The following is a 26,833-nucleotide window of genomic DNA, read 5'->3' on the forward strand; positions in this document are numbered from 1 at the left end:
CTTGGGTGCCTGCCGATTCAACGCTTAATTGGTAAACCCACGGATCTCGATGAGGTCGATCCGACGTCAAGGTGACTGCAAACCGAAGCGGGTTGCCGTATACATCCATGCCGTTGGAGTAATGACTGAGTTGCCGACCCTGAAAAAAACTCGGTTATCCGGGCATACATCGCGACGGCCAGCGCTATTGCACCCGCACGAGGCTGGCGAATCGTCGATAATGCCTGATTTAATGATCGACCCAACTGATGGGTGGCAGGTATATTCTTTTTCGCGGCACCACTTCCTGGATCACCGAACGCGGTCGCCTTGTTCTCGTGCAAGGATGAATCGGCAGCGGAACTTGAACTCGAGTGAATAGCCATAGGTATCGAAGTTCCGGGATAGCGCAAACTGATGTACAAGTTCTGAACTTTTGCAGTGTACCCCTCGATCGTCTCACTGAATACCTCCGCAGGTTCGGTCACCACGAGCCCACCATTGTAAGAAGCATACTGTGGCGGCTTGACCGACTTCAAACGAAAGCTGCTGTTGAAACGTCCATTTTCACCCGCGCCGCCATAGGCTACATCGCGGTGATTACTGACGTATTCGACATTCGGCAACTTGACCCGGGCAGCAAACTGAATCACCGAACCTTCTGGAATATCCTTGTAACTGACGTATCGAACAAACTGCTGAAAACTGTCAGGCCGCGCGACAGGCAAATCGAATGAACTTTCACTGTCGGCAGATGCAATCATTTGCTCGGGAAACTGCAAAATACCGGCCGCCGGCGGTGTGCGATCACTTACCCAGTTTCCCGAGGCTGAAGTGTAGGGGACAACGTTGATGTTCACATCGTCAGGAAGTGTCACTACCTCCCCATTGCTATTTCGAGCTTGGACCGTAATCAACGCGAAACATTTCTGCACTCCATTAGCGAATACACGCGCTTGAGCGTCCTGTTGTCCTTGAAAGGCTGCGGTTTCTATCAGCAGATAGCTGATACTCACGGGCTCGTTTGTCTGGGCAGAGTCAGAGTCTATTTTTTTCATGAAATCCCCCCTAGTTTAGTCTTTATTGGCCAAACATCATCTCTGAGTTAACTAGAACACCTGGCAAATCACGCACCTGGATGTCAGATGTATAGATTGATTAACAACAAATATCACCTGTCAGAAATTACAGTCCCGACGAACGGTACAGCCATGGCCATTTCATAAAAAACGCCACAACCAACTGTTCTAATTACATATTTAATTAGCAAATCAAAGCCAATCGGGCAATTTAGCAATTCCATTATTAATGCTTGCTCCGCGCACCCCACTCGTCGGCACTGTAATTTCTGACAGGTGTCAGATGTCGTTTTTTGGAATATACCTATCGATAATTCTTCGAACCCTGGAAACACTTAGTACACACGTCACATCCACACCAGCACTGACATGGAGTTCCAAAAATGCGCCTCCCCAGAAATTTTATGTCACTTCTCACAATAGTATTCAGCCTCACCGCCTGTAGCGAAATACAATCGAACCGAGCACTAGAGAAACAACAGGATCCTCTGTCCTACCCAATATTGGTATTGTACGGTGCTTATGGACAGTTCCTGTGTAACAAAACCATGACAACAGGTGATTACTATTTATATACGATATGTCCAAATACGAAGAATGCGTTTCCTTATTTCTTTATAATCGAAAATCCGCGGGAAGGTGTGTCGTTCACATTTACCACGCTTAGTTTTCTAGACCCTGATCCGGGGAAATACAGCTACAAAATACACAATCCTTCACACGGGAAACCCACCAAAATCATGTCAATAAATGCCGGTGCTACACTACCCGCAAATGTCGAAACAGTTCGAGGAATCTGGACTAATCAACCGAGCCCCTCCAGCAACATACTACCACTTCTCAATACTACCACCCTGCATATTTTAAATAACAATTGAACAGTCTCCTTCTGCACATATAACGCCGACGAGCCAACACTAAAAACATCGGAAAACGACAATGAACATCACAACAAAACAATCGACTCTGGCACTAATTGCAATAATGTATGCATCCGTCACCTCGGCTGCTTATCCCATACTTGAACTACGTGAGAAAAACGGCATATTGCTATGCGCGTTCACAATGACTTCCGGAACACATTACTCATCAAACCCACCTGAACGCGCCACGTGCCCAAGAACCTATATCCCCATAGAATATCTCGTCATTGTAAACCCTAGAGAAGGGATCACTTTCACCCTAGGCAATAACGACTTCATCACCGAAAGATGTGACACACAGGGAACCCCCCAATATGCATTAGCAGACCTTCGTGACGGAGAGGAAACACCTCCGTTCCCTACTAACGCCGGTATTGGCATGGATCCAAATATAGAAATCGTTCCAGGTATTAAGAATATGCGAAAGGCAACAAAAATGGCTTATCCCGGCGGTCCACTTTGCGTGATCATCTCGAACCCAAACAACTGACGAACAACCCATATAAGTGCTTCGAGGTACTTTTATGTCATGTAATACACCATGTCACTCCTCCACCCGCCTGAGCGACGGCGGCCTGTACTCCCAGGCTGGCAATTTTCTCAGTCATGTCAGCACCGGCGTTGACCCCCGCACCGGTCAATTCACCCTTGCTGTCAAACTGCCCGGATTGCAGGCCAACGCCCTCTCCGGCCCGGTCATCTCACCGGCACTGCACTTCAGTCCGCTGGCCTCTCACTCCGATGTCGGTTTTGGCCTTGGCTGGCAATTGGGCGTTTCTACCCTGGACCTCAATGCCAACCGCATCAGCCTCAGTACCGGCGAACAATTTCGTCTTGACCGGCATAAATCTGAATTCTCTGACGGTGGTTTGCTGGCCTTTCATGATCAAAAGTTGCGCAGTTTCGTGGTACGTCAGATTGGCATGGACGGCAGATTGTTTCGCGTTGAACACAAAAGCGGTGATACCGAATGGCTGGAAATCCAGGAACGCAGTGGGCTGGCGATGGTGGTGCAAATGCGCTCACCGCAAGGACGGCAGGCGTTCTTCGAGTGGATACCCCGGGGCAATGATCAGTTTGGCCTGCAAAGCGTATGGGATGAGCGTGGCCCGGATCACCCGCTACTGCGGGTCGCAATGAGCAGTGAAGCCGTGATATTCACTATGCTCCCCGGCAGTGACAGTGAATCGACTATCACCCTGAAAGTGGTTAACGGGCAACTGACCCATTTGATTCTGCCCGATGGCGACAGCCGCTGGACCTTTCAATACCTGCCGGATCCGGACAGTGGCCTGTTGTTTCCCAACAAGGTGCTGGGGCCGCTGGGCAGCGAAGACACGGTGCAATACGCCATCGGCAATCAAGGTCATATCTTGCCCCCGGGTGCCCCATTGGCGTGGCTGCCCAGGATCATCAGCCACCGTCATGTCCCCGGTGCCGGGCAACCGGAAATCTACCGCCACTACACGTATGTCGGCACCTCCAATTTCCTCGGCGGAGATGTCGCCCCACCGGGCGGCTGGCAGGACGGCACCGACAACCTCTACCGCATGACCAACTATGGCTACACCGGCATCGAGACGGTTCTGAATGCAAAAGGTGAAATCCTGGCTACTGCAAGGCGTACCTGGAACCGCTTTCACCTGCAAACCGATGAGCAGATGATTCGCCACAGCACCCGCGTGCAACAAGGGGTGACCGTAGCTCAGCAAAAAACCATCACCCGAAAAACTGTCTACGGCGACGATCCGGACAAGAGCTGGGAAGATCAACCCGCCTGGTGCCAGCTCCCCGTCGCGACAGTGACTCGCTATGAAGACGGTGAACAAACACCGCGGGAAGTGCGCGAGGAAACTGACTACGACGACTATGGCAACGTACTGCAAAAACGCTACCCGGATGGTCGCGTCGAAACCTCGGCCTGGTACCCATTGGGTGGGGGGGATGGATGCCCGGATGATGGCAGCCAGTTCATACGCTGGGTAAAGAGCAAAACCCTGATCCCCGCGAAGCTGACCGGGGGCGCGCTGACCACCGAGTCACGCTATCGATACTCACTGCTGCCCAAGCGAAAAACCGACGATATTCAGAATCTGGTAGCCCATCAGGAAATAGCCGTAGCACTCACTGACACAGAGGAACAGCTGATCGGGAAAACCGAACAGATCTGGGATACCGACATTACTAGCGCTTTTTTTGGTCAGACGGTTCAAAGCGTCAATACCCTGAACGGTTTCGCCACAACCACAGACTACATTCGCACGATCGGCGTCGAGGGACTGAGCGAGACACAAACTCAGACCGGGCATGACGGTCTGGTCATCAATACCAGCACAATGCGCAATTCCTTGACGGGCCTGACGCTGTCCGAGCGCAATGAAAACGCTGTGTTGACCACGTTTGCCTATGACAGTCTTGGCCGAGTCGTGCGCCGTACTGCGTCGGCAGGAACTCCCTATGCCGTGACCACTACCTGCAGCTATACCACCGCAGGCAGTGATCACAAGCGTACGGTGGTGGTGGAGCAAATCGACATTGCCGGGCAGAAACGTCGCCAGTATCTGGACGGCAACGGTCGAACCGTGCGCGAGGAGCGCCAGGACGCCGACATCACCGGCCTGGCGTTTTGCGAAGTGTGGTCCGGCGTTTACGACCATGACGGCAACTTGAGTACTGAAACCGTTCTCGACTGGCTGCCCGGTCAAACCGATCCCATCCGCCTGACCACCACCAACGAGTTAGACGGTTGGGGGCAAGTCAGCGTTCTACACCAAGCCGATGGCACCAGTAGTCACACCGTTTTGGACCCCATCACGTTGATCAGTCGTCACTGGCAGCAGAGCCGGAGCGGCGAGCGCGGTGGCGAAACAGAGGTGGCGCGCAATCTGGCAGGAGAAGTCGAAAAAGTCACCCTGCGGGGACCACGGACTGACAACGGAAGTCCAGGCGACGTGTTGCGTGTTGAAAGCTGGACATTCGACGGTCTGTACCGGCCAATCAGCCATCGGGTTGAAGCCGATGGTCTTACCACCTCGACTCAAACAGAACGTGATGTGTTTGGCCGAACGACGCGCCTCACTCGCGAAGATGGCAGCGTTGTACGCTGGACCTATGCGCCTCACAGCGACGGCGACCATCCTGTCAAGATCACCCTTACCGCCCCCGGCGGCACCGAACAGCTGCTGGCCGAACAATCCTTTGATGGCCTCGGCCGGCCGATGGAACGGCGTGCAGGCGGCCAGACCGAAAGCCTCGGATACCTCAAAGGCCAGCTCCCTCCCGCCTCCACCATTCAAGCCGACGGCACCCGGGTCAATCTGCATTATGAGCAGGCACTCAATTACGAGCTTATTGCAGCAATACCGGAGGGCAGCTACGGCACGTCCTATACCTATCGCCCACCTGAGGGTTACCTCACCGAAATAAAGGGCGGACTGGGGATGATCAAACAAGAGTATTCCGCAGCCGGAAGACTCTTCGCAGAACACTGGACGGTGGGAAACGAAACGCACTCCAATACATCGAGCCAATCGCTTCAGGGGCGAGCCCTGATCTTTACCGATGTAGGGGGAACGGAGCACCGGGTTCAATATGACGCGTTCGGACGCCCGGATGCGCAACAGGCAGGCTCGATCACTGTGAAGTCGACCTATGACGCCTTTGGCCGGGTTCATCAAATCACCACCACCGACACCGCCAAAGGCAGCAGCCTTCAGCAGACACTGATCTACGATGCCGATGGCCGCGAGCTGAGCCGCACTTGGGAAAACACCGGCAATGGCCCCCTACAGAAAACCGTGCAGACGCTGTCGTTCACCGGGCGTGACAAAGTGTCGTCACGCCGCTGGGAACTGGCCGGCAGCCTTCAGAGTGATGAGCGTTATACCTACGACTGCCGTGGCCGCTTGCTGCAAACCACGGCCACAGGTCCCAATGCACCGCTGGACAATCGGACGGGCAAGCGGATCAGCCAACAGGTCTTCACCCTGAATGCACTGGACGGTTATCAACAGCTCGACACCACCTACGCAGACTCCACCCGCAACACCATGACGTTCAGCTATGACGCTGTCGCACCGGATCGTCCCGTTTCCATCACGCACCGTGGCGTTCAAGACACCGATATCGAACTGGTCTGGGACCGTGCCGGCCGGCTGGTGGAAGAGCGCCACAACGGCGTGCTGTATCGCAAACTCGAATGGGGCACCAATGGCCGCCTGCGCCAAATCATCGAAAACGGTGCAAGCAGTCTTTATCGCTACAACCCCTTCGGACAATTGGGTGAACAAGAAACAATCGCCGGTATCGCCCGCCGTTTTTATGCAGGCAATCAGGTCGTGAACGAACGCACAACCGATGGCGCCATGTTGACGCTGGTACGTTCCGCCGACGCGGTGTTTGCCGAAAGCCGGCTGAGTCAATCGATACGCTCCGTATTGTTGACCGGCACCGATGATCAAGGCTCCGTCCGCTTGGAGAGCGACGGCGAAAACCGCCTGGTGAGTTACACCGCCCACGGCGCCGACGATGAAACCGCGCAAAGTCGAGTGGGGTTTGCCGGGGAGTTACGCGACACGGCAACCGGGCTTTACCATCCCGGCAGCTATCGCCCTTACGATCCTGAGCTGATGTTGTTCCTGGCACCCGACAGTGCCAGTCCACTGGGTAAAGGCGGGTTGAACCGCTATGCCTATTGTGGCGGGGATCCGGTGAATCGAGTCGATCCGGACGGGCATAGTTTCTGGAGTTGGTTTGGCGCGATTGCCGGCGTCGTGCTAGGTGCTGTAGGCGTCGTCGTAACATTTGGTGCGTTGGCGGGAGCAGTTGCTGTGGCTGCTCTTGGCGCAGCTGTTGCCGCAGGCACTGTCTCTGGGGCCGTCATCACAGGGCTTGTGATTGGAGCCATCGTCGCCATCGCGACGACTGCAGTGGGCGCGATTGCAGTCGGGGTACTCATACTGGAAACAACATCAGCAGGCACTGGACTGGCCGTTCCCGTGCTGGAAGCAACAGGTAACAAACAGGCCGCGGCAACACTGGGCAAGATATCGTTGGGGACAGGGCTGGCAGCAGCGGTTGTCGGTTTGGCACCCGCAGCAGTGCAGGCTACGTCCAAACTCGGGAGATTTGTTGGCCGATGGCAGTACAAATTGCAACACGCAGGTGGGTCTCGTCGCCTACCCAATGGCGTTGAAATGATAATGGAGTCTCCCCCCCCAAACAGCGCGCCGGGGGTAGCTTTCTTTGACAATCTCTACGGCGAAGGAAATCTTATGTTTTTCTCTCACGGTGATCGTTCAGGGAATATGCTTAATGCAGCTGGAGAGGTTAGCTCAGCAGTTGATGTGGCACGCCTTGATATCGCACCGAGATTAGTAGGATATCCGCCTGAGCAACTATTGTTTCTAAGGGCTTGCTACGCAGGACGAAGTGGCGCTGCGCAGCAAGTTTCCAACACCCTGAACCGTCCTGTGGTGAGTGCTCAAGGCAGGACATTTACGAATCCAGACTTTTCGACGCTAAGCAATGCAGTGACTGACCATAACCGACTTATGGAACCCTCTCGAGGACCGCTTGGCTGGATCCTGCGTCGACTTGGGATGCCTGGAGTGCACTGGGCTTTAAGACCAGCCCGACTGCGTACTTACTTTCCACAAAGCCCACCACCGGTGCCATAAAGGGCTTTAATCGCCCCCCCTTATGGCCTCAACCCTGCTTGCGATGACAACTTGATTTTCACAAAAATTGACAATCAAGTTACCATCACAAGCCCCCCCCCCGCTCTTCATCGATCTGCAGAGATGTGTCTCACTGTATCTCCCCCGCGATTTTCCCCCTTCGCTTACAAACTCCCCCCTTGCGCGACACAGTAGCGATACACCCCGCCCTTTAAATGGCCACATCCGAGCAAGGCAACTCGCCCGCTACGGTTATCGCCGCACTCACGTGGCGTCCTTTATCGAACGGTTGTGTCGTGCAACCCAGGAGTATTGAAATGTCCCGTACTACCAAGAACACTATTGGTCTGCTCGGCGCTGTTCTGGCGGGTGGCATGATGTTGTCCGGTTCCGTATTCGCTGCGCAGCCTCTGACTCAGGGCTACCTGCTGGCCTCGGCTGAACAGGTGGTGAAAACCCCGGAAGGCAAATGTGGCGAAGGCAAGTGTGGCGATGCCTCGATGGCAAAAACCGATACCGATGGCGACGGCAAGGTATCCCGCGCCGAATTCCTGAAAGTCGCGCCGAAGTCCAATTTCGACAAGATCGACACTAACCATGACGGCTTCATCGACGAGCAAGAAGCATTTGATAACGTGAAAGCCAACTACGAAGCCAACGGCAAGAAAATGCCAAAAGGTCTGTTCGAACACTTGAAAGACCAAGACGGCGCTTAAGCTTCCAAGCATCAAACCGCGTTTTTCCGTCGGGAAGCGCGGTTTTTTTTCGTCTGGCGGATTTACACCTGGAAGCGCTGCACCATGGATTGCAACGAATTGGCCAGCTGTGAAAGCTCATGGCTTGAGGCACTGGTTTGATCCGCACCGGCAGTGGAGCGCACGGACAAATCGCGGATGTTCACCAGGTTGCGATCAACTTCCCGCGCCACTTGCGCCTGTTCTTCAGCGGCGCTGGCGATCACCAGGTTACGTTCGTGAATCTGATGCACCGACTCAGTGATGGTCTGCAACGCCTCGCCCGCACGCTCGGCCAGGGCCAACGTGCTGGCCGCCCGGGTCGAGCTGGCTTGCATGGAGTCCAGCGCCTGGGTTGAGCCGCTGCGCATGCCCTGGACCATTTGCTCGATTTCCTGGGTCGATTGCTGCGTGCGATAGGCCAGCGCACGCACTTCGTCCGCCACCACCGCAAAACCTCGACCACTTTCCCCGGCCCGCGCCGCTTCGATGGCCGCATTGAGCGCCAGCAGATTGGTTTGCTCGGCAATCGCCCGAATCACATCCAGCACCTTGCCGATGTCCTGCGACTGGTTGGCCAGGGATTGCACCAACCCGCCGGTAATCTGCACATCGCTGGCGAGTGCGCCGATGGCGCTGACGGTTTCGCTGACGCGCTCCTGGCCAACGTGCGCGGACTCACTGGACTGGCGCGTGGCGTCGGAGGTCGACACCGCGTTGCGCGCAACCTCTTCCACCGCGGTGGTCATTTCAGTGACGGCGGTGGCGGCTTGTTCAATCTCGTTGTTCTGTTGTTGCAGGTTCTGTGTGCTGTCGAGGGTGACGGCGTTCAATTCATCCGCTGCCGTGGCCAATTGCGCCGCCGAACCGCTGATACCTTGCAGGGTTTCCCGCAGGTTCTGTTGCATGGTCGCGAGGGCCTTGAGCAAACGGCTGACTTCGTCGTTGCCATGGGTTTCGATGGGGCGAGTCAGATCGCCTCGGGCTACGTTTTCTGCGGCGTGCAACGCTTCGCCCAGCGGTTTGACGATGCTACGGGTCAACAGCATGGCCAGACCAACGGTGGCCAGCGCAGCCAACGCGATGAACAGGCTGACGATCATCCGCGATGTTTCGTAATGCGCCTCGGATTTCTGGCTTTCGGCGGCAACCTGTTTGGCGAAGAGGTCCGCCAGGTCATTGAGCTGTTTACCGGAGCCATCGACCACGGTTTTCATGTCGACCAGCAGCAGCTTGGTCAGTTCGTCACGGCGTCCCTGCTCCGCCAGTGAGAACGATTGGGCAATGCCGGCACGATACGCCGCGAAGGTGGTTTTGAACTGGTCATACAACGCCTTGCCTTCGACGGTGTTGACCAACTTGTCGTAGGCCGCAATCTTCTCGCTCAATTCTTTGTCGCGGGTATCCATTTGGCCGCGGTACACAGAAATGTTCTTCGGGTCCTGATCCAGCGCCATGCGCAGGGAAATGGTGCGGATGCGCAGCATGATCTCGCGGATCTCGTCACCGCCGCGGATACTCGGCAGCCATTGTTTCTCCACGGCCACTTCGCTGTCGCGAATGCTCGACATCTGCCCCAGTGCAAAAATCCCGAGCAAGGCAACCAACACGGCAATCAGGGCAAACCCCAAGGCGGCCCGAGGAGCAATATTCAACTGACGCAGTAGCATAACGAACGCCCTATTCTTGTAATGGCCTGGAAAAGGGGCGTTGTTTCGGCAGTACCCCGTCGCCTCGTTATCGGCAAGTTGTACGATGACTGAAGTGTTGGTTCTCGAAAACAAAAAATCGAAAACAAAAAATCGAAGACAAAAAAAATCCCCGTATCTTTCGATACGAGGATTTTTAATATGGTCGGGGTAAGGGGATTCGAACTCCTGACATCCTGCTCCCAAAGCAGGCGCGCTACCGGACTGCGCTATACCCCGGTAAAAAAAAGGCGACCTTCGCAAGTCGCCTTCTTCGATCAGGGCTTTTGGCCTCTGATCTTAAGATCTGATCCCAGCGTTAACTGGTTTCAAAAATGGTGGGTCGTGTGGGATTCGAACCTACGACCAATTGGTTAAAAGCCAACTGCTCTACCAACTGAGCTAACGACCCAAAAATGGTCGGGGTAAGGGGATTCGAACTCCTGACATCCTGCTCCCAAAGCAGGCGCGCTACCGGACTGCGCTATACCCCGGTTTGAAATTGGCTCCGTGACCAGGACTCGAACCTGGGACCCAATGATTAACAGTCATTTGCTCTACCGACTGAGCTATCACGGAACTACACATTTCAATTTACAACTGTGAAGCTTGCTTCACCTCTTCGACCCGTTCGCATCGCTGCGTTCGTGTGTCTGAGGCGCGCTATTCTACAATCTTAAGCACCTCTGTCAACCCCTTAAATTGCATTCAAGTTAATGATTTGCAACTTATTTCAGATTCCTGCTTGGGGAGCAGAAACCCTTCCGGGTGACTTACTGCGGGGCGCACTTTACAAGCCTTTTCCTTTCAGTTCAACAACCTGACGAAAAAAAGGCCTCGCGATGCGAGGCCTTGTTTATTTCACTGCTGTTGCGGGTCAGGCAAATACGATTTCGTCGTTTTCCACCGTGCCCACAGCCGTGTCGCCAGGCATGAAACGACCGGACAGAATCAGCTGCGCCAACGGGTTCTCGATCCAGCGCTGGATCGCTCGTTTGAGCGGCCGCGCGCCGTACACCGGGTCGTAACCCACCGCGATCAGCTTGTCCATGGCCTCTGGGCTGAGTTCCAGTTTCAGCTCGCGCTCAGTCAGACGACTGCGCAGACGACCCAACTGGATCTCGGTAATGCCCGCGATCTGATCCCGCGCCAATGGCTCGAAGATCACCACTTCGTCGACCCGGTTGATGAACTCCGGCCGGAAGTGCGTGGAAATCGCATCCATCACCGCCGCACGCTGGGCCTCGCGATCACCGACCAACTCCTGAATCTGCACCGAGCCCAGGTTGGACGTCATGACGATCACGGTGTTCTTGAAATCCACCGTGCGGCCATGGCTGTCGGTCAGGCGGCCATCTTCTAGCACTTGCAGCAAGATGTTGAACACATCCGGGTGGGCCTTCTCGACCTCGTCCAGGAGGATCACCGAATAAGGCTTGCGACGCACCGCCTCGGTCAGGTAACCGCCTTCTTCATAGCCCACGTAGCCCGGTGGCGCGCCAATCAGTCGGGCCACGGAATGTTTCTCCATGAACTCGGACATGTCGATCCGCACCATCGCCTCTTCAGTATCAAAGAGGAACTCGGCCAGCGCCTTGCACAGCTCGGTTTTACCGACACCGGTCGGGCCGAGGAACATGAACGAACCGCTCGGGCGATTCGGGTCGGACAACCCGGCTCGCGAACGACGCACTGCGTTTGAAACGGCGATCACCGCTTCGTCCTGACCGATGACGCGCTGGTGCAACAGGCTTTCCATTTTCATCAGCTTGTCGCGCTCGCCTTCGAGCATTTTCGACACCGGAATGCCGGTCCACTTCGAAACGACTTCGGCAATTTCTTCCTCAGTCACCTTGCTGCGCAGTAACTGGTTCTCGCTTTTGCCGTGCTGATCGACCATTTGCAGGCTGCGCTCCAGGTCCGGGATAACCCCGTATTGCAGCTCGGCCATGCGGTTCAGGTCGCCTTTACGGCGTGCGGCTTCCAGCTCCTGACGGGACTGTTCGATTTTTTGCTGGATCTGCGCAGAACCCTGAACTTCGGCTTTTTCCGAGTTCCAGATTTCTTCGAGGTCCGAATACTCACGCTCAAGACGAACGATTTCCTCCTGGAGTTTTTCCAGGCGCTTGATAGCCGCTTCGTCGCTTTCTTTTTTCAGTGCCTGGGATTCCACCTTCAGCTGAATCAGACGGCGCTCCAGACGATCCAGTACTTCCGGCTTGGAGTCGATCTCCATGCGGATACGGCTGGCCGCTTCGTCGATCAAGTCGATGGCCTTGTCCGGCAACTGACGGTCCGTGATGTAGCGATGGCTGAGCTTGGCCGCGGCGATGATGGCGCCGTCGGTGATCGCCACTTTGTGGTGAACCTCGTAACGTTCTTTGAGGCCACGCAGAATCGCGATGGTGTCTTCTTCGCTCGGTTCGTCCACCAAGACTTTCTGGAAGCGCCGTTCGAGGGCCGCATCCTTCTCTATATATTGGCGGTACTCGTTGAGCGTGGTCGCGCCGACGCAGTGCAGCTCACCACGAGCCAACGCAGGCTTGAGCATGTTGCCCGCGTCCATCGAGCCTTCGCCTTTACCGGCGCCGACCATGGTGTGCAGTTCGTCGATGAACAGAATGATCTGCCCTTCCTGCTTCGACAGCTCATTGAGCAAGGATTTGAGGCGCTCTTCGAACTCACCGCGGTACTTGGCACCGGCAATCAGCGACCCCATGTCCAGGGACAACAGGCGCTTGCCCTTGAGACCATCCGGCACTTCACCGTTAATGATGCGCTGGGCCAGGCCTTCGGCAATGGCGGTTTTACCCACGCCAGGCTCACCGATCAGCACCGGGTTGTTCTTGGTGCGGCGTTGCAGCACCTGAATGGTCCGGCGAATTTCGTCGTCACGGCCGATCACCGGGTCGAGCTTGCCTTCTTCGGCACGCTTGGTCAGGTCGACAGTGTATTTATCCAGCGCCTGACGCGACTCTTCGTGGTTGGCGTCGTTGACGGCCTCACCGCCGCGCAGGTTGTTGATGGCGTTTTCCAGGGCTTTTTTGCTGACACCCTGGCCGAGCAGCAACTTACCGAGCTTGCTGTTCTCATCCATCGCGGCGAGCAGCACCAATTCGCTGGAGATGAACTGATCGCCCTTCTGCTGGGCCAGGCGATCGGCCTGGTTGAGCAGGCGCGCCAAGTCCTGCGACATATTCACGTCGCCAGTCGGGTTCTGGATTTTCGGGAGCTGGTCGAGCTCTTTTGTCAGCTCTTTACGCAAGCTGTTGACGTCGAAACCGACCTGCATCAGCAGGGGTTTGATCGAACCACCCTGCTGTTCAAGCATGGCCTGCATCAAATGCGCCGGCTCAATGCCGGGGTGGTCAAGGCCGACGGCCAGAGATTGGGCGTCGGATAGAGCTAACTGCAATTTGCTGGTTAAACGATCTATACGCATGGGTCACCTTCCTTTTGAGCAGGCCGGACCTATAAAACATCCTGAATGAAGAAACCTGCCAGATACCGTTATAGATGCGGTCGATTCTGGGAGTTTCAAGCGTCGATCAGTTGATGCAGATCAGAGAAGTCTAGTCTTCGAGCCAGATCAGGGAGGCAAACCGACCGGTGCGAGGACTGCGGCGGTAAGAAAAGAAGCGAGGATCGGTCACGGTGCAGAATCCGCCACCATAGACAGCGGTGACACCACGAACTGCCAGACGCAAACGCGCCAGCTCATAGATATCAGCCATGAACTTGCCAGCGTTTTGGCTGGGCACAAAGGCTTTGGCCGCTTCGGGCAGTTGCTGGACGAAGGTTTCGCGCACTTCGGGGCCGACTTCAAAGGCTTGCGGGCCAATCGCCGGGCCGAGCCATACCAGCACTTCTTCTGGTGGCACGTCGAGACTGTCGAGGGTGGCTTCGAGCACACCCGCTGCCAATCCACGCCATCCGGCATGGGCCGCCGCAACGCGTGTACCGGCACGGTCGCAAAACAAGGCCGGCAAGCAATCGGCGGTCATTGCGGTGCAGGCAATCCTGGGGGTTGCCGTCCAGCTGGCGTCGGCGGTAGCGACCAGACTCGGGTCGGCATGAGCCACGACAATGCCGTGAACCTGCTTTAACCAGGCCGGTTGAATAGAAAAGTGATCGGTGAGGCGACGGCGGTTTTCGGCAACAGCTTCGGGGCTGTCGTCGACGTGATCGCCGAGGTTGAGGCTGTCGAACGGCGCCAGACTGACGCCGCCCGCACGGGTGGTCACACAGGCTTTCACCCCGGCAGGCGCAGGCCAGTCGGGAATCAGCCAGTCACTCATCCGATGAACGCCTCACGGTCTTGCTTGAGCAGGGTCAGCAACCAGACGAAATCGTCCGGGAGTGGCGATTCCCAGCTCATGCGTTTACCGGTGGTCGGGTGATCCAGCTCCAGGAACCGCGCATGCAGGGCCTGACGCGGAAAAGCCTTCAACGATTCGACCATGGTCACACTGGCTGCCGGCGGAATGCGGAAACGACCGCCGTAGGCAGGATCTCCGACCAGCGGGTAGTTGATGTGAGCCATGTGCACACGAATCTGGTGCGTACGACCGGTTTCCAGCTTCACCCGCACGTGAGTGTGGGAGCGGAAACGCTCGAGCACGCGGTAATGGCTGACGGCTTGCTTGCCACCTTCCATCACGGCCATGCGCTGGCGTTGCTGGCCGTGACGACCGATCGGCGCGTTGATCTTGCCGCCGGCAGTCACCACACCGATCACGATGCATTCGTAGATCCGGCTTACGCTACGGCTCTGCAATTGCGTGACAAGCTGTGTCTGCGCCTGAATGGTCTTGGCCACCACCATCAGACCGGTGGTGTCCTTGTCCAGGCGATGCACGATACCGGCGCGGGGCACATTGATAATGTCCGGCACGTGGTGCAGCAAGGCGTTGAGCAAGGTGCCGTCCGCGTGACCGGCGGCAGGATGCACCACCAGGCCCGCAGGTTTGTTGATCACCAGGATGTCGTCGTCTTCATAGACGATGTCCAGCTCGATATCTTGAGCGATCCATTCGCCCTGAGCTTCCTGCTCGGCAGTCAGTTCAAGAATGGCGCCACCATGAACGATGTCTCGCGGGCGGATAACCGCCCCATCCACAGTCAGGCGGCCGTCTTTGATCCAGGCGGAAAGGCGCGAGCGCGAGTGCTCAGCGAATAATTGTGCGGCGACTTGATCGAGGCGTTGGCCGCCCAATTCGGACGGCACCTCTGCGCGAAGTTCAATTTTATCGGACATGCTCAGACTAGGCGTCGGCACAGCCTTTGGTTTCGGCTGCGCGCTTGTGGTTAAATACGGCGTCTTTTGCCCCGAGGCTATTCAACGGGGCGCTCATCATAACAGGACGGCCCCGCCCAAGACAGCGGCCGTCATAGGGACGCAAGCCGCCATGCAAGTGAAACACCTGCTGCTGATCGCCATCCTCGCATTGACCGCTGCTTGCTCATCGAAGGAAGTCGTAGACGAAAACCTGAGCGAAGTCGAGCTGTACCAGCAGGCTCAGCACGATCTGGACAACAATAGCTACACCGCCGCCACAGCCAAGCTGAAGGCGCTGGAGTCGCGTTATCCGTTCGGTCGCTACGCCGATCAGGCTCAACTCGAGCTCATTTACGCCAACTACAAGAACACCGAGCCAGAAGCTGCCAAGTCTGCTGCCGAGCGTTTCATTCGCCTGCACCCGCAGCATCCGAACGTCGATTACGCCTACTACCTCAAGGGTCTGACTTCCTTTGACCAGGACGTTGGCCTGCTGTCGCGCTTCCTGCCGCTGGACATGACCAAGCGTGACCCGGGTGCCGCTCGCGACTCCTACAACGAGTTCGCCCAGCTGACCAGCCGTTTCCCGAACAGCCGCTACTCGCCGGACGCCAAGCAGCGCATGATTTACCTGCGCAACCTGCTGGCGGCCTACGAGATTCACGTTGCCGACTACTACCTGACCCGTCAGGCCTATGTCGCAGCCGCGAACCGTGGCCGTTATGTGGTGGAAAACTTCCAGGAAACCCCTTCGGTCGGTGACGGCCTGGCGGTGATGACCGAAGCCTACCAGCGTCTGCACCTGGACGACCTGGCAGCCACTAGCCTCGAAACCCTGAAGCTCAACTACCCGAACCACCCAACCCTGGTGGACGGACAGTTCAAGCCTTCGGTCGATGAAGCCGACAACCGTTCGTGGCTGAGCAAGGCTACTTTGGGCCTGATCGAATCCCGTCCGCCGCTGCCGCCGGGCGAAACCCGCGCCAACCAGGATGTCCAGAAGCAGTTCCAGGATGCCAAGGACGCGATTCCAAGCGATCTGAAGCCTAAAGACGCAGATGGCGACGTGATCGAAGAAGAGGAACACGAATCCGAAGCTAACAACGAAGACCGCTCGTGGTTCAGCTACATGACCTTCGGCGTGTTCGACTGATAAACGGAGACTCTGTAGGAGCGAGGCTTGCCCGCGAAGAAGCCAATGCGGTGTTCCTGAATCACCGCGTTATCGTTCTTCGCGGGCGAGCCTCGCTCCTACAAGGTTACGCAGCGCTATAACGCTGTGCGCGGGTCGGGTCCTTGGCTAAACTGCCTGTTCATTAGCTAATAAAGCCGCCCACCATGCTTCGTTTATTGTTCTGGATTGCCCTGATTGCCGCTGCGGTATGGTTCTGGCGCAAGTACAAGGCTTCGACTTCCGCTCCAAAATCCTCCGCCGAGCTGGATGCGGCGCCCATGGTCCGCTGCGCTCATTGCGGCGTTCACCTGCCCCGCGACCGCGCGCTGAGCCTTCAACAACAGTGGTATTGCAGCCAGGCTCACCTTGAGCAAGGCCCAGGCTCAAGTGATCGCTGAGACGTCCAGTCCCGGCGGCAAACAGGCCCTGCGACTGCTGCGCCTTTATCATCTCTACCGTTTGAGCGTCGGCATCACCCTGGTGCTGTTGATCTCCAGCAACATGGACAATCAGTTGCTGGCCTTCGCCGAGGACGACCTGCTGCGCAGTGGCAGTTGGTTGTACCTGGTGCTGAATATCTTGCTGGTGGTCTTTTGGGAGAACACCCGACGGCCGGCACAACTTTTCAGCCTCGCATTGATCGACGTCCTGCTGCTGTGCGGCCTGTTCTACGCCGCTGGCGGATTGGCCAGCGCCATCGGCAACCTGCTGATCGTGTCGGTGGCCATCAGCAACACCCTGTTGCGCGGGCGTATCGGCCTGTTGATAGCGGCGGTCGCTGCCCTTGGCATCGTCGGTTTCAGTTTCCTCCTGAGCTTCAGTCACCCGATCAGTCCCAGCGAATACCTGCAAGTCGGCACCCTCGGCGCGTTGTGTTTTGCCGCGGCGTTACTGGTGCAAGGGCTGATCAGGCGCCTGGAGGACAGCGAAAGCCTGGCCGAACAGCGGGCCAGTGAAGTGGTTGGTCTGGAAGCGCTCAACGCGTTGATCCTGCATCGCATGCGCACGGGCATTCTGGTGCTGGACGATCAGCGGCGGGTGCAACTGGCCAACCACAGCGCCTTGATTTTGCTGGGGCAGAAAAACCTCGACGGTCGGTTGATCGACGATTATTCGCCGACATTGGTCGAACGCCTTCAACTGTGGTTCAACAATCCGTCGTTGCGCCCGCAAAGCCTGAAAATCGCCAGCAGTGGCCTGGAACTGCAACCCAGCTTCATTGCCCTGGACCAAAGCCCGAATCATCAGACCCTGGTGTTTCTCGAAGACCTGGCCCAGATCGCTCAACAAGCCCAGCAACTGAAACTCGCCGCACTCGGTCGCCTGACGGCCGGTATCGCCCATGAAATCCGTAATCCACTGGGCGCCATTAGTCATGCCGCGCAGCTATTACGGGAATCCGAGGAACTGAACGGCGCGGATCGGCGTCTGACCCAGATTATCCAAGACCACTCTCAGCGAATGAATCGGGTTATCGAAAACGTCCTGCAACTGTCCCGCCGTCAGCAAACCGTGCCGCAAAGGCTCGATCTGAAGCCGTGGCTGGAGCACTTCGTCGCCGAAACCCGCGAAGGGGCGACCGATCGCCAACTGATTCACCTGCGCATCGGCTCGGGGGACTTCAAAACCCTGATGGACCCCAATCAGCTGACCCAGATTCTCGACAATCTGCTGCGCAATGCCTGGCGCCATAGCGCCCTGAATCACGACCTGGCGCAGGTCTGGCTCGAGTTGTTTGTCGACCCTGACAGCCAGTTGGCGACGCTTGAAGTCCTGGACAACGGCCCTGGCGTGGCGCTGGACCAACAGACGCATTTATTCGAACCCTTCTTCACCACCAGTAGCCAGGGCACTGGCCTGGGGCTTTATCTGTCCCGTGAGCTGTGCGAAAGCAACCAGGCCCGCCTAGACTTCAAACCACGCCAAGGCGGCGGCTGCTTTCGCATTACTTTTGCTCACGGACGGAAACAAAGTTGAACACGAGCCCACGGCCCAAAGTCCTGATCGTCGACGACGAACCGGATATCCGCGAACTCCTGGAAATCACCCTGGGACGGATGAAACTCGATACCTACAGTGCCCGCAACCTTGGCGAAGCCCAGGCCTTGTTGACGCGGGAGACATTCGATCTGTGCCTGACCGACATGCGCCTGCCCGACGGCACCGGCCTTGAGCTGGTGCAGTACATCCAGCAACGTTACCCACAAGTGCCGGTGGCAATGATCACCGCCTACGGCAACCTCGAAACGGCGATCAACGCCCTCAAGGCAGGCGCCTTTGACTTCCTGACCAAACCGGTCGACCTGACACGCCTGCGCGAACTGGTCACCAGCGCCCTGCGCTTGCCGGCACCGGGCGGCACCAGTACCGCCATCGATCGCCGGTTGTTGGGCGACTCACTGCCCATGCGTAACCTGCGCAAACAAATCGACAAACTCGCGCGCAGCCAGGCACCGGTGTATGTCAGCGGCGAATCGGGCAGCGGCAAAGAGTTGGTCGCCCGGCTGATTCACGAACAGGGTCCGCGGGCGAATCAGCCGTTCGTCCCAGTCAACTGCGGGGCCATTCCGTCGGAGCTGATGGAAAGCGAGTTCTTCGGTCATCGCAAAGGCAGTTTCAGCGGCGCCATCGAAGACAAACCCGGGCTGTTTCAGGCCGCCCATGGCGGCACACTGTTTCTCGACGAAGTGGCCGATTTGCCATTGGCGATGCAAGTCAAACTGCTTCGGGCCATTCAGGAGAAAGCCGTTCGCAGCGTCGGCGGGCAGCAAGAAATGGTGGTCGACGTCCGCATCCTTTGCGCCACCCACAAAGACCTCGACGCCGAAGTCACCGCCGAACGCTTTCGCCAGGATTTGTACTACCGGTTGAACGTGATCGAGCTACGCGTCCCTCCTTTGCGTGAGCGCCGCGATGACATTGAACCGCTGGCCAGCCATGTGCTCAAGCGTCTGGCAGCCGGCAGCGGACAACCCGCCGCAAAACTCCACCCGCTCGCCCTGGATGCGCTGAAAAGCTACCGCTTTCCGGGCAACGTGCGTGAACTGGAAAATGTGCTGGAACGGGCTTACACCTTGTGCGAGAACAGACAGATCGAGGCCAGCGACCTGCGACTGGCCGAAGGTAACTGCACGGCAGAGAATGGTGTGGCGGACCTGACGCAGATCGACAACCTGGAAGACTATCTGGAAAACGTCGAACGCAAACTCATCCTCCAGGCATTGGAGGAAACCCGCTGGAACCGCACGGCGGCGGCTCAGCGGTTGAATCTTTCGTTCAGATCGATGCGTTATCGACTGAAGAAATTGGGGTTGGATTGAGGGCCCCTTCGCGGGCAAGCCTCGCTCCTACAGGGGTTTTGTGTCGTTCATAGAACCAATGTGGGAGTGAGCCTGCTCGCGATGGCGGTCCAAACTAGATCCGCCCGGTCGGCGCATACGGCGCCGGATCAATGATCGGCGCCCGCCCCAGCATCACATCCACAAACAACTGACACGACGCTGGCGCCAGCACCAGCCCATTACGGTAATGCCCGCAATTGAGCCAAAGCCCGTCGAACCCCGGCACTCGGCCAATATAGGGAATCCCCTCCGGCGAACCCGGCCGTAATCCGGCCCAATGCCCCACCACTTCGGCATCCGCCAGCGCAGGAATCAACTCCACCGCCGATGCTTTCAGACTCTCCAGCGCCGAATCGGTCGGCGTCTTGTCGTAGCCTTCATGCTCCAGCGTGCTGCCAATCAGGATGTGACCGTCGCGCCGGGGAATCGCATAGCGTCCCTTGGCCAATACCATGCTCGGCAGGAAGTCCGCCGCGCACTTGTAAAGAATCATCTGCCCTTTGACCGGTTCAACCGGCAGCTCCAGATCCAGACTCTTCAGCAAGTCACCACTCCAGGCGCCAGCCGTGAGGACCACCTGATCAGCGTGAACAGGGCCCGACGAGGTCTGCACACCGACGACCGTATCGCCTTCACGAATAAACCCGCTGACTTCACACTGCTCACGAATCGTCACGTTCGGCAGCGCCAGCAACGCAGTCTTGAGGGACTTCACCAGCCGCGGATTACGCACGTTGGCCACGTCGGCCATGTAGATCGCCCGGGAAAACCCGCCACCCAGCACGGGTACGGCGTCGTGTGCTGCCGAGATATCCACCGCCCGCAGCGGACGGTTTTCCCGTTCGGCCCAGGCCAGCGCCTCGGCCTCGTCATCCAGATCCAGCCAGTACAGGCCGGTGGTGTGCACTTCAGGATCAACCCCGGTCGCTGCAAACAGTCGCTCACCGAGCTGTGGATAAAAATCCTGGGACCAATGCGCAAGCGCGGTGACTGCCGGGCTGTAGCGCCACGGATAGAGCGGCGAGACAATTCCGCCACCGGCCCATGACGATTCCTGACCGACGCTCGAACGATCCAGCAACACGACACTTTGCACTTCGGACGCGAGATTGAATGCCGTCAGCAGCCCAATCACGCCGCCGCCGACAATCACCACTTGCTGTTGCCTGCTCATGTTCTGATCCAACCGATAAATAGACAGAAGGCGCAAAAAGGCGCCCGAAAAAGGAACTCAGCGACCCCAGCAATCTTTGGTGACGAGCCCGGACGTCGCATTGACCATGCTTCTGACGCCGGTGTTGGTGAGGGTGAAATCCCCGCACTTGTCGGTCGCCATCGCTGCGCCGGTCTTGCGCGCGGCCGTCAGCAGGAAGGTCTGGTCGGTCAGGGTCGGGGTGATGGTGTAAAAGTCATTGCCGGCGCTCAGTCCGGTGGCAGCGGTATAGACATTGTTCTTCGAGTAGAACCGCTCAAGGATCTGCGCCTGTTCGGAAAGTAGCCCGGCCACTTCGGTGCGGCGGCCCTTTTTCACGTACTCGGTGAGGCTCGGGGCGGCAATGGTCATGACGATCCCGATGATCGCAATCACGATCATGATTTCGATCAGGGTGAAACCTCGGTTGGATCTGTGCATTCCTCAACTCTCACTTACTGTATTTGTCGCCACATGATGCGACGGCTGCCGCCGCCGGATTTTTCCACCAGGGTGCTGATGCCGCCACTGGAATCGTTCACGATCTTACGGGACGCGCCGTTGACGATGGCGTTCAGGGTCGGGATGCCACCGGTGAAAATCACTCCGCTGGACACCGTGTCCGTGCTGTCGACCGTCCCATCGTTGTTGGTGTCGAGCACCGCGTAGTTGAGCATCTTACCGCTGAACGCATCCAGTTCGACCAGTTTGCCGGTGCCGAAGCTGGCACACGGGTCCGTGGTGTCCACACTCGCCGTGGTAAAGACGATCCGCCCCAACACCAGATTGGCCTGATTGATCACCCGCTCCCCCGTGAGCACGTTGTTGTACACCAGCGGCAAGTACCAGCCCTTCTCCGCCGGATAGGTCACTTCGTTCTGGCTGGTGGTGATGAATTGCCCGGTGCTGCCCGAGAACACACCGGTCACCGCTTGCGCCTGCAAACTGGACACGGTGATCTGACCGGCTCCGCCTTCCGCATCCCACACGGCGTAGAACGCCTGCAAATCCTTGTTGGTCTTGTCGGCAGTCTCGTTGAATTTGCCGGTGCCGAAAAACACCTCCTTGCCGCCCAGCGAGTTGTCCGCCAGCAATGGCTGCACGGTGATGGGCTGGGTGGCGCCACCCGCGGTGGTAAACAGCGGCCTGCCGGAAAATGCCACACCCCAGGTGTCGGGCGCGGTAGCGCTTAAATCGAACTTCCATAACCGCCCTTTCAAGTCGCCACCATAAGCAGCCTGCACCACATTCTGCGAGTTGACCCTGAGCTTCACCGACGACAGCCCATTGGTGGTATCGGTGCTGTCGACCACGATTTTCTTGATCAACGAGCCGTCACGAATGTCCACCACGTACAACGCTGCCACCCCGGAGTTGCTGCCATAACCGTTGGAAATGAACGCGGCCCATCGACCATCAGCCAAGCGTGCCACTTCCGGTCGTGCATAGGCATAACCCAGATCATTGAAAGCGTTCGCGGTGCTGGCAGTGGCCGGCGCACTGATTTCCCACAACGCCTTGAACACGTTACCCGCTGACGCATCGAACAGCTGCAACGCATAAAAGGTCCTGCCGCCCGCCCCTGTTCCGCCAATCGCGACAGTTTTCCAGGCGCCGCTGAATTGGGCATCGAACACCCCGACCTGACCGTCGACCAAAAACTTGTGGCTCACACCGTTGATGTAGGTCGGGTCGGCGATAAAGCGCAGCGATGGCAACACGCTGGAAGGCATATAGGCATAACGCCGGACGCCATTGGCCGAGTTGATGACATTCACGAACCCGTCGTTGGCATTTACCACCAGGCTGGGACTCATGGTGGTGGATTTGGTGGTCAGGTAGGCGCTGTAGGTGGTGTCGCCCACCAGATCGGAGGCGGTTTTATCCGTGGGTGACGCCAGTACCAGCGGCGAATTGATGATGTCGCCGAGCAGTACGCTGCGCACCTTCAGCCCGGTTTTGTTGGTGCCCTTGCTCCACTCCACCAGATCGCTGCCGGTGATGCCGGTGGGCAGGCTTTGGCTGAGGGAGGTCTGCTGCGCCGGGGAGAAACTGGCATACGCCAAGGTGACGGCGGCGTTGGTCAAAGTGTTCCAGGACTGGTAAGTCGGCGCTGTAGCACCGGGAACGATGGTGGTGTCGGTGGTCCACAGCGCTGCGGCGGTGTTCACGATGCCCGCCGAGGTGAAGCCAAAGGACTTGATCGTGCCGCGCCAGTCCTTCGGGTCATAACTGGTCTGGAAGTAACTTGAGTTGCTGGCCAGGGTGGTGCCGCTGGTGACGCCGCTACCACCGGAACCGGACTTGGAGGTGATATCGCTCAGAGCCGAGGACAATGCACTGTTGAGTCCTGCGCTGTCGGTCGCCTGATAGTACTTGCCCTGCCCATAGCTGGCGGCATCCGACAACATCTGATTCGCGGCGGTAAAACCCACGGTGTAGGTGTTCAAGTTCTGCTTGGGAAAATCCGCTGCATTCCAGCTTTTGCCTGCCAGATCGTTACCTGTAGAGCGCATGTCGATGTCGAAGGAGAACTTGGCGATGTCGTCCAGATACAGCGTGTCGCCTTCCCCGTCACCATTCAGGTTGTCACCATCGTTATTCACGTCATCCCAGTTGGGCAAGCGAGTACCACCCAGTGGATCGGTAGTCGGAAACGTCCGGTCATAGGTCGGCAAGCCATCGGTGATCACGACGCCATAGTTTTTCTGGCAGCGATACTGGATCGGGCTGGTGTAAGTGGTTGGCGTCGAGTTGTAGTACGGCGCCATGCCGCGCATGTACCGCGTGATCTCGTAATAGGTTTCCGCCAACGGGGTATTGGCGATTGCACTCAAACCATCGATCGATGAAATAAGATTGTTGAAGTTGGTTTGCGCCTGCCCCTGGGTGATGCTCCCGCCAGCAGATAGATCGCTGACAGCGCGGGGGATAAACCCGCCGGGGCCGGAATTACTGCCCGTGGGCGGGTTGAATGTCGCAAGCCCGATACGCAGCTCGCGATTGCTGGTGACCAGATTCGTAGAAACATCCTTCGCTACGTTCATGCGGTAATCGTTTGGGATGGCACCAGTGCCCGTGGTGAAATCCCTGTTCGAACCATTGGCCAGGCTCACCAGATAAGACAGATAGTTAGCCGTATAACGCGTGTTTTCATTACCCACAGGGTCGGGCAGCTTCAGGCATATCGATGACAACCCCAAAAACCCCCGATAAAAACCGTACCAGTTGCCGTTGTTGGAGCAGTTGCCGCGTTTAAGGCTCGATAAGGCGATATTGTTATCTTCCATGTCCAGGTTCTGTCCGTTCAAACATGAGCCGTTTGAATTGCAGTTCGCAATTTGCGCGCGGCTGACAGTCGGATCGAAATCCGGCGCCCAGATAATGTTGTTCATGCTCCCCGAGTCATCGATCAGCAGCATGACGTTCGGGGCGACGGCCGCGGCACTCAACAGCGGAGAGTCCGAGGGCGTGAAGGCGTAGGCCGGAGCCGTCAGGTAAAGCCCCAGTATCACGCCGCAAATCAGCTGCCACACGCCACCACGCCTTTCAGTATTTCGCATAAATACTCTCCACGACGCTGCGCGAGTTGCCCGCGATGCCGACGGCAGTCACCCGGTAAAGCGTCGCCGAGGTGTTGCTCGGCACATTCACGGCGTTGACCGTGGTGCCGATGTTCTGCACCCCGTAAAATCCCCTGCCAGAGGCGATCCAGGTCACTCCGGAGGTGGAACTGGCGCCGGCGGCGGTGATCGTCGGCGCGTCGGCCGGTGGTGCGCACTGGCTGCAGACCGGCAATGAATAGCTGTCCAGCTGCACCGCGCTTTCTCCCACACGTAACGCCGCTTCGGCGCCCTGAAACGACTGGTTGCGCAAGCTCACGCTGCCGGCCATTTTTTCCTGCAGGGTGGCGTTCTGCATCGATGAAAGGCCGATCAAGGTCAGCAACAGCAGAAACACCAGGCTGACCAGCAGCGCCATGCCCCGCTGGGTGTGAGCGGTCATGGAGGCCTTTCTCATGGCAACCTGTTGCGCAAGGCGGCAACCACGTTGAAGGTTTGATTGCGCACCCGGTTGTTCGGGTCGGTGAGGGTCAAGCTCAGACGTACGCTGCGAATTCGTGCGGGGTCGGACGGATTCGTGCTGTAGCTGGTAGCGGCTACGTCAGTGGCTGAGCTGGCGAGGCCGAAGCTCACGCTGAAGGCACTGACGTTATCCACCAGCACGAACTGGGCCGGCGTGCCGATACCGGAGCCCATCATGATTTTGTTATTGCTGAAGCTGTAGATCAGCCGCCGGATCGGAAATGCAAGAAACCCCGAGGCCGGAATTCGCGCACCTGTGTAGGCCGTTGCCGTGTTTCGACAGTCGGAGATCACCGTCCAGGCCGGCACCCCGCCACTGCTTCCGACATCGGCGGTGACCAGCGTCAACTTGAGGTTGGCGTTATCCCAACTAATGGGCGCTATCTGGCTGGTGTTGAAATCGCCGGCAGTGCTTGAGTCGGTGATCGTCCCCAGGCAGCCAAACATGCCGACCATGCGGATTTCCTGAATCATCTTGCTCAGCACGAATCGCGCGTCTTCCTGCATGGCGGCGGCGGTGTTCTGGCTGACGTAGGTGTTCTTGGCGGCGATGAAAATCTGCGCCACGCCCAGCACGACAACCAGGCTCAATGCGAGGGCGATCAACAATTCGATCAGCCCAAAACCGCTGTTGGACCGCCTCATGGTGTTGCCACCGGGTCGACAGCGGCGCGGCTGGTCAAGACAAAGCTGCGGCGTGAATTGGCAGTATTGGCGGCGCGCGAGTCATCCCATGTGATGGCGATGGTGTACACCCGCTGACTCAGCGTAACGGTGCCGGTGGCTGTCGCACCGCCGAAATTGACGATGTTGGTGGTGAAATCGTAGAGGTCCTGATCGCGGGCGACGTTCAGGTTGCCGGACGTCGGTGGCGTCACGGTGTAATCGGCGCCGGAGTTGGCGCGGATGCGATCCATCATGTCGTAGGCGATAAAACTCGCCTGACTGGTCATCCGCGAGCTGTCGGTGTATTTCAGCGCGTTGAGCTGGATTGCCGCCGCGCCCAGCAGGCCCACGGTCAGAATCACCAACGCGACCAGCACTTCGATCAGCGTCATGCCCTCCTGTGCATGTTTACTTCGTTCCCTCATCCGCAATTTCCACCCAGTAGAATTCGTCCGTTCAAACACACATTCAGCGTCCTGCTCTGCGCCCCCAATACATAGCTGATCACCACGGGTGTGGGCGGCGCCGACAAACCGCCCAGATTATTGAAATCGATGGCGGTCACTCCTGAGGGTAGCGTCAGAGTCGCGCCGCTGCTCATCGCTGGAACAACCCGCAATACATTGGCCAGATTGCCAGTACCGTCATAGACCGTAAGCTCTCCCGTCCAGACGCTGCCGCCCGCTGTCGGACGAACCCGAGTGGCGACGCCCCGGTCGATGGCCTCAAGTCGTGCGAAATTGAGTCCGCGTTGCAGGTCGCCGATTTCGGTGTCGGCCTTGGTGCCTTGCACCGACCGGGTAAACGCCGGCACGGCTAGGGTAATCAGGATCAGAAATACCGCGAGCGAGACCAGCAGCTCGATCAGCGTGAAACCTTTTGTACGATGATCCATCGGTGCCCTCCGTTGCCGTCGGCTATACCTGCTTCTACACGCTAGAACATTCGACCGAGCGGCGTACGGTTGATTTGCCATTACTCGCGCACGGATTGCGCGGGCCGCACCACTCCATGGA

General features: G+C 57.6%; 19 protein-coding genes and 4 tRNA genes. 7 read left to right on the forward strand and 16 right to left on the reverse strand.

All coding sequences use genetic code 11. The annotated features are described in order from the left end of the window. Positions 1-17: 17 nt before the first annotated feature. On the reverse strand, positions 18-1,037 hold the full coding sequence (locus ACYZTY_RS24050; RefSeq protein WP_461955761.1) for a hypothetical protein: 1,020 nt from the start codon (positions 1,035-1,037) through the stop codon (positions 18-20). A gap of 960 nt (positions 1,038-1,997) precedes the next feature. Between ACYZTY_RS24050 and ACYZTY_RS24055 the strand changes: the two genes are divergently transcribed. The 3 genes from ACYZTY_RS24055 (at position 1,998) to ACYZTY_RS24065 (ending at position 8,375) form a co-directional block, all read left to right on the forward strand. After that, a complete protein-coding gene (locus ACYZTY_RS24055) occupies positions 1,998-2,471 on the forward strand; it encodes a hypothetical protein (protein ID WP_461955762.1) in 474 nt (157 codons plus the stop codon). Between the two features lie 34 nt (positions 2,472-2,505). After that, positions 2,506-7,659, forward strand: coding sequence for an RHS repeat domain-containing protein (locus ACYZTY_RS24060; RefSeq protein WP_461955763.1), 5,154 nt, complete (start codon positions 2,506-2,508; stop codon positions 7,657-7,659). Between the two features lie 317 nt (positions 7,660-7,976). Continuing rightward, positions 7,977-8,375, forward strand: coding sequence for an HvfA family oxazolone/thioamide-modified RiPP metallophore (locus tag ACYZTY_RS24065; protein ID WP_461955764.1), 399 nt, complete (start codon positions 7,977-7,979; stop codon positions 8,373-8,375). A gap of 62 nt (positions 8,376-8,437) precedes the next feature. Here ACYZTY_RS24065 and ACYZTY_RS24070 read toward each other — a convergent pair whose 3' ends face one another. The 8 genes from ACYZTY_RS24070 to rluD all read right to left on the reverse strand — a co-directional run bounded on the left by ACYZTY_RS24070 (position 8,438) and on the right by rluD (position 15,338). Continuing rightward, entirely contained in the window at positions 8,438-10,063 is a 1,626-nt protein-coding gene (locus ACYZTY_RS24070; RefSeq protein ID WP_461955765.1) for a methyl-accepting chemotaxis protein, read from the reverse strand. A gap of 181 nt (positions 10,064-10,244) precedes the next feature. After that, a tRNA-Pro gene (locus ACYZTY_RS24075) sits at positions 10,245-10,321 on the reverse strand. A gap of 96 nt (positions 10,322-10,417) precedes the next feature. Beyond that, positions 10,418-10,493, reverse strand: a tRNA-Lys gene (locus ACYZTY_RS24080). Positions 10,494-10,498: 5 nt separating this feature from the next. Beyond that, positions 10,499-10,575: transfer RNA gene (locus tag ACYZTY_RS24085), tRNA-Pro, on the reverse strand. Between the two features lie 9 nt (positions 10,576-10,584). Beyond that, positions 10,585-10,660: transfer RNA gene (locus ACYZTY_RS24090), tRNA-Asn, on the reverse strand. A gap of 298 nt (positions 10,661-10,958) precedes the next feature. Next, a complete protein-coding gene (gene clpB, locus ACYZTY_RS24095; RefSeq protein WP_461955766.1) occupies positions 10,959-13,523 on the reverse strand; it encodes an ATP-dependent chaperone ClpB in 2,565 nt (854 codons plus the stop codon). Between the two features lie 130 nt (positions 13,524-13,653). Continuing rightward, positions 13,654-14,379: a peptidoglycan editing factor PgeF gene (pgeF, locus tag ACYZTY_RS24100; RefSeq protein WP_461955767.1), complete on the reverse strand. Its 726-nt coding sequence runs from the start codon at positions 14,377-14,379 to the stop codon at positions 13,654-13,656. After that, positions 14,376-15,338, reverse strand: a complete 963-nt coding sequence (rluD, locus tag ACYZTY_RS24105) for a 23S rRNA pseudouridine(1911/1915/1917) synthase RluD (RefSeq protein WP_007942311.1) — start codon at positions 15,336-15,338, stop codon at positions 14,376-14,378. Before rluD ends, pgeF begins: the two co-directional genes overlap by 4 nt. Positions 15,339-15,489: 151 nt before the next feature. Between rluD and ACYZTY_RS24110 the strand changes: the two genes are divergently transcribed. The 4 genes from ACYZTY_RS24110 (at position 15,490) to ACYZTY_RS24125 (ending at position 19,853) form a co-directional block, all read left to right on the forward strand. Further along, positions 15,490-16,512, forward strand: coding sequence for an outer membrane protein assembly factor BamD (locus tag ACYZTY_RS24110; protein WP_461955768.1), 1,023 nt, complete (start codon positions 15,490-15,492; stop codon positions 16,510-16,512). A 185-nt stretch (positions 16,513-16,697) separates the two neighbouring features. Beyond that, positions 16,698-16,931 carry a PP0621 family protein gene (locus ACYZTY_RS24115; protein WP_131061749.1) on the forward strand — a complete coding sequence of 78 codons (234 nt, stop codon included), beginning with the start codon at positions 16,698-16,700 and terminating at the stop codon, positions 16,929-16,931. Next, a complete protein-coding gene (locus ACYZTY_RS24120) occupies positions 16,921-18,510 on the forward strand; it encodes a sensor histidine kinase (RefSeq protein WP_461959389.1) in 1,590 nt (529 codons plus the stop codon). Before ACYZTY_RS24115 ends, ACYZTY_RS24120 begins: the two co-directional genes overlap by 11 nt. Next, positions 18,507-19,853, forward strand: coding sequence for a sigma-54-dependent transcriptional regulator (locus tag ACYZTY_RS24125; RefSeq protein WP_461955769.1), 1,347 nt, complete (start codon positions 18,507-18,509; stop codon positions 19,851-19,853). The genes ACYZTY_RS24120 and ACYZTY_RS24125 overlap by 4 nt, the downstream gene beginning before the upstream one ends. A 94-nt stretch (positions 19,854-19,947) precedes the next feature. On the opposite strand, the gene thiO is transcribed toward ACYZTY_RS24125, so the two are convergent. Genes thiO through ACYZTY_RS24160 form a run of 7 tightly spaced genes read right to left on the reverse strand, consistent with a single transcriptional unit; the run spans position 19,948 to position 26,712 of the window. Then, entirely contained in the window at positions 19,948-21,048 is a 1,101-nt protein-coding gene (thiO, locus tag ACYZTY_RS24130) for a glycine oxidase ThiO (RefSeq protein ID WP_461955770.1), read from the reverse strand. Positions 21,049-21,105: 57 nt separating this feature from the next. Next, positions 21,106-21,507 carry a type IV pilin protein gene (locus ACYZTY_RS24135; protein WP_461955771.1) on the reverse strand — a complete coding sequence of 134 codons (402 nt, stop codon included), beginning with the start codon at positions 21,505-21,507 and terminating at the stop codon, positions 21,106-21,108. Between the two features lie 14 nt (positions 21,508-21,521). Next, on the reverse strand, positions 21,522-24,629 hold the full coding sequence (locus ACYZTY_RS24140) for a pilus assembly protein (RefSeq protein WP_461955772.1): 3,108 nt from the start codon (positions 24,627-24,629) through the stop codon (positions 21,522-21,524). After that, the gene (locus ACYZTY_RS24145) at positions 24,616-25,086 is read right to left on the reverse strand and encodes a pilus assembly PilX family protein (protein WP_461955773.1); all 471 of its coding nucleotides are present in this window, start codon (positions 25,084-25,086) and stop codon (positions 24,616-24,618) included. The genes ACYZTY_RS24140 and ACYZTY_RS24145 overlap by 14 nt, the downstream gene beginning before the upstream one ends. Next, positions 25,083-25,796: a PilW family protein gene (locus tag ACYZTY_RS24150; protein ID WP_461955774.1), complete on the reverse strand. Its 714-nt coding sequence runs from the start codon at positions 25,794-25,796 to the stop codon at positions 25,083-25,085. Before ACYZTY_RS24150 ends, ACYZTY_RS24145 begins: the two co-directional genes overlap by 4 nt. After that, complete coding sequence (gene pilV, locus ACYZTY_RS24155; protein ID WP_461955775.1) at positions 25,793-26,242, reverse strand: type IV pilus modification protein PilV; 450 nt, start codon at positions 26,240-26,242, stop codon at positions 25,793-25,795. The genes ACYZTY_RS24150 and pilV overlap by 4 nt, the downstream gene beginning before the upstream one ends. Then, complete coding sequence (locus ACYZTY_RS24160; protein WP_461955776.1) at positions 26,239-26,712, reverse strand: GspH/FimT family pseudopilin; 474 nt, start codon at positions 26,710-26,712, stop codon at positions 26,239-26,241. The genes pilV and ACYZTY_RS24160 overlap by 4 nt, the downstream gene beginning before the upstream one ends. Positions 26,713-26,833: the final 121 nt, after the last annotated feature.

The organism is Pseudomonas sp. LB1P83, assembly GCF_054897885.1.